The sequence below is a fragment of the Patulibacter medicamentivorans genome, from assembly GCF_000240225.1.
Lineage (GTDB): Bacteria > Actinomycetota > Thermoleophilia > Solirubrobacterales > Solirubrobacteraceae > Patulibacter > Patulibacter medicamentivorans.
On record NZ_AGUD01000218.1, the window covers coordinates 1 to 3,711 of the forward strand.

At 76.4% G+C, this 3,711-nt stretch carries 3 protein-coding genes; all 3 read right to left on the reverse strand.

Annotated features, from left to right (window positions below):
• Positions 1-2,915: ATP-binding protein (locus tag PAI11_RS14165; protein WP_040600353.1), on the reverse strand; the 2,915-nt coding region annotated here is incomplete at its 3' end.
• Complete coding sequence (locus PAI11_RS14170) at positions 2,912-3,337, reverse strand: response regulator (RefSeq protein WP_007575957.1); 426 nt, start codon at positions 3,335-3,337, stop codon at positions 2,912-2,914. The genes PAI11_RS14170 and PAI11_RS14165, both read right to left, overlap by 4 nt.
• Positions 3,334-3,711 (reverse strand): LuxR C-terminal-related transcriptional regulator (locus PAI11_RS14175; RefSeq protein ID WP_244406545.1); only part of this gene is annotated, 378 nt, incomplete at its 5' end. The genes PAI11_RS14175 and PAI11_RS14170, both read right to left, overlap by 4 nt.

A 3,711-nucleotide genomic window follows, 5' to 3' on the forward strand; every position in this document is an offset into this window, starting at 1 on the left:
CCCCCCCGCCCCCCCAGCCGCGCGTCCGGCTCGCCGTCCGCCGCCGCGTGCTGCAGCGCCAGCGCCGCGTCGCCGACCACCCGCGCGCCGACCGTCCGGCTGGCCCCGACCACCTGGTGGGCGACCGCCCGCAGCGCCTCGTGGTCGCCGGTCCCGAGCGCGCACTCGACCCGCGCGAGGTCCTCCCGCAGCGACGTCCGGAAGGTCTCGATCAGCGACCGCTCGAAGGCGGGATCGCCGCCGGTGACCTCGGCCAGGACCCCGCGGTCGAACGTCGCCCCCGCCGCGTCGGGCGCGGCGATCGGCTCCTCCCAGGCGACGTGCGGCAGCCACCGGCGCAGGGTCCCGGCCAGCACCGCCATCGGCGCCGGCTTGGTGACCAGGTCGTCCATCCCGGCGGCACGGCAGCGCTCCTCCTCGCCGTGGACGGCGCTCGCGGTCAGGGCCACGACCGGGACGCGCTGGCGCCCGGCGATCGCCCGCTCCTCCTCGCGCCAGCGGCGGATCAGCTCGTAGCCGTCGAGGTCGGGCAGCTGGACGTCGCTGAAGACCAGCCCGTAGGTCGTCCGCCGCAGCCGCTCCAGCGCCTCGGCCGCGTCGCCGGCGACGTCGGTCACGAAGCCGATCGCCTCGAGCTGGCGTTGGAGGACCGCGCGGTTGACCGGGTGGTCCTCGATCAGCAGCACCAGGCTCCCGTCGTCCGCCGCGCCCTCCCGCGACGGGCGGCGGCGGCGGGCGGTCGGCCCGCCGCCGGCGAGCCGCTGCTGCTCGCCCTCGGCCGAGACCGGCAGCGTCAGCGCGACCCGCATCGTCGTGCCCTCGCCGATCGCGCTCTCCATCGTCAGCCGCCCGCCCATCGCCTCGGTCAGCTGGCGGGCGATCACCAGCCCCAGGCCGGTGCCGTCGTTGCGCGTCCGGGCCTGGGCGAAGGGCGCGAACAGCCGCCGCTGGTCCTCGGGGGAGACGCCGATCCCGGTGTCGCGCACCGCGAACGTCATGGCCTGGACGACGTCCGGCCCCGATGCGCCGGGCGCTGTCGCCCGCGAGCTCCCGCGCTCGTCCTGGCCCGGTGGCGAGGCCAGGCTCTCGGCGCCGTCGGCCGCCTCGACGCGCAGCTCGACCTCCCCGCCGGGCGTGTACTTGATCGCGTTGCCGACGAGGTTCCCGAGCACCTGCCGCAACCGGTCGGCGTCGACCACGTGGACGGCCGCCAGCGGGCCCGCGACCGCGCTGGTGAGCCGCACGCCCTTGGCGGCCGCGTTGTGGCGGTACTGCGCCGCCAGCTCCTCCACCAGCCGGCCGATCGCCGTCGGCCGCGGGACCAGGTCCAGGTGCCCGGACTCGATCTTGGAGAAGTCGAGCACGTCGCCGATCACCGCCAGCAGCGTCGAGGCCGAGCGCAGGGCGACGTCGACCAGCTCCCGCTGGCGGCCGTCGAGGTCGTCGAGCGCGAGCACCTCGAGGGTCCCGGTGACGGCGACCAGCGGCGTCCGCAGCTCGTGGCTGACCATCGCCAGGAACGCCGACTTCGCCCGGTCCGCCGACTCGGCCTCCTCGCGCGCCCGCAGCAGGTCGGCCTGCAGCGCCTTCTGGTCGGTGACGTCGCCGACGTAGCCGTAGAGGTCGCCGGAGCCGTCGGGCTCGCTGCGGGCGACGGCCTGGGCCCGCATCCACTCGATCGAGCCGTCGGCCGCCACGATCCGGTACTCGTGCTGCCAGGCCCCGCCGGAGCGGACTGCGGCCACCATCGAGTCCAGCCACGGCCCGCGGTCGGCGGCGAGCACCGCCTGCGCGACCGCCGGGAACTCGACCCCCTCGTTGGCGTCGGCGCCGTGGATGCTGGCGTCGCGGCTGGCGAACCGCACCGACAGCGCGCCGTCGCGGTCAACGTGGAACTGGAAGACCGCGCCCGGGACTCGGTCGGCGATCGTGCGCAGGCGCTGCTGGGCGTCGTTGGCCTCCTGCTCCGCGCGGACCCTCGCGGCCAGGTCGCGCTGGACCGCATCGGCCATCTCGTTGAAGTCCCCGGCCAGCTGCCGCAGCTCGCGGACCCCGTCGGGGCTGGCCCGCTGGCTCCAGTCGCCGCGGGTGATCGCGCGGGTCGCCGCCGCCAGCCGCTGGAGCGGGCGGACGACCGTCCGGGCCGCGAACGCCAGTGCCGCCCCGACCGCCAGCACGAACAGGACCAGGATCGTCGTCTGGACCGCCAGCAGCCGATCGGTGCGGGCCTGCAGCCCGTCGGCGCGACGGGCGGTGCGGCGGTCGACGAGCCCGGTGAACCGCTCGATCGCGGCCATGATCCGGTCCTTCTTGCGGTGGTACTCCAGGTCGACCAGCCGCTCGTACTGGGCGGCCGTGTCGCGCTGGTAGCCCGCGTCGATCCCGCGGGCGATCCGGGGAGCGACCTTGGCCATCACCTGGACCTCGGTCACCGCCAGGTCGTTGGAGTGGCGCAGCGACTCGGCCAGCGCCCGGAACTCGGCCGGAGCGAAGTGCGCCCGCCGCATCAGGTCCGGCAGCGACGCCGGCGGCCCGGTCCGCACCCCGCGCAGGCCGCGGGCCAGGACCCGGTCCCAGAACGAGCTGTCGTAGTGCAGCGGCCGCGGCGCCTTGCCGCTGCGAATCGCCAGGATCCGGTCGTAGTAGTCCTTGTAGCGCCGGTCGCCGGTGGCGACGTACAGGCGCACCATCCGCGTCAGGTCGTTCGAGGTCTGGCGCATCTGGTCGGCGAGCCGGAAGGACGTCACGCGCGCCTGCTCGGCGGTGCTCCGCTCGTCCGCCGTCCGCTGCTGGAGCGCGGTCACGAACAGCAGCCCGACCGCCAGCAGCACGACCGCCGCCAGCAGCGCGCCGAGGCCCTGGCGGATCGAGGGCGGGCGCCGGCGTGGTCGCGCCCGCCGCCCGGACCCGCTCATTGGAGGACCGCGAGCAGCCGCCGCGCGGTCAGCGGCTTGCCGATCGTGCCGCGCAGCCGGACGCCGGCGGCCCGCGCGTCGCGCTCGGCCGCCGCCAGCCGCGGGCCCTCCAGGCCGCTGACGATCACGACCTCGGCGTCGATCCCGCGGGCGACCAGCTCGCGCAGGAAGGCGACGCCGTCGAGCCCCGGCATGTCGAGGTCGCAGAGCACGACGTCCGGGACCGAGCCCTCCGCCACCAGCGCCAGGGCGCCCTCGCCGTCGGCCGCCTCGAGCAGCGCCCCGGCGCCGAGGTTGGCGAGGATCTGGAGCATCGTCCGGCGCTGGAAGTCGTGGTCCTCGACGACCATCACCGTGCTGGTCGCGAGGCCGAAGCGCTCGGCCGCCGGCGTCGCCGTCGATCGATCGGGATGCAGGGTCATCGGTGGCGCTCCTGGGGATGGGCGGCGGGGACGGTCAGCGCCGCGGCCGGACGACTCCGGCCGAGCAGCCCCAGCTCGCGTCCGCGGCGGACCGCGTCCTGGCGCGAGGCGACGCCGAGCTTGGAGTACAGGGCGCGGGTGTGGGTCTTGATCGTGTTGCGCGAGACGAACAGGCCATCGGCGACGTCGCGCAGGCTGCCGCTGCCGGCGAGCGCGCGCAGCACCTCGAGCTCGCGGCCGCTGAGGTCGGCCGGCCCGGCCCCGGCGGGATCCCGTCGGCGGGCGGCGCGACCGCCGTCGAGGACCGCGACCAGGTCGGTCGGCAGCGTGCCGGCGTCGGCGGCCGGCAGCACCCGTCGCTGGGCCTCGCGGAC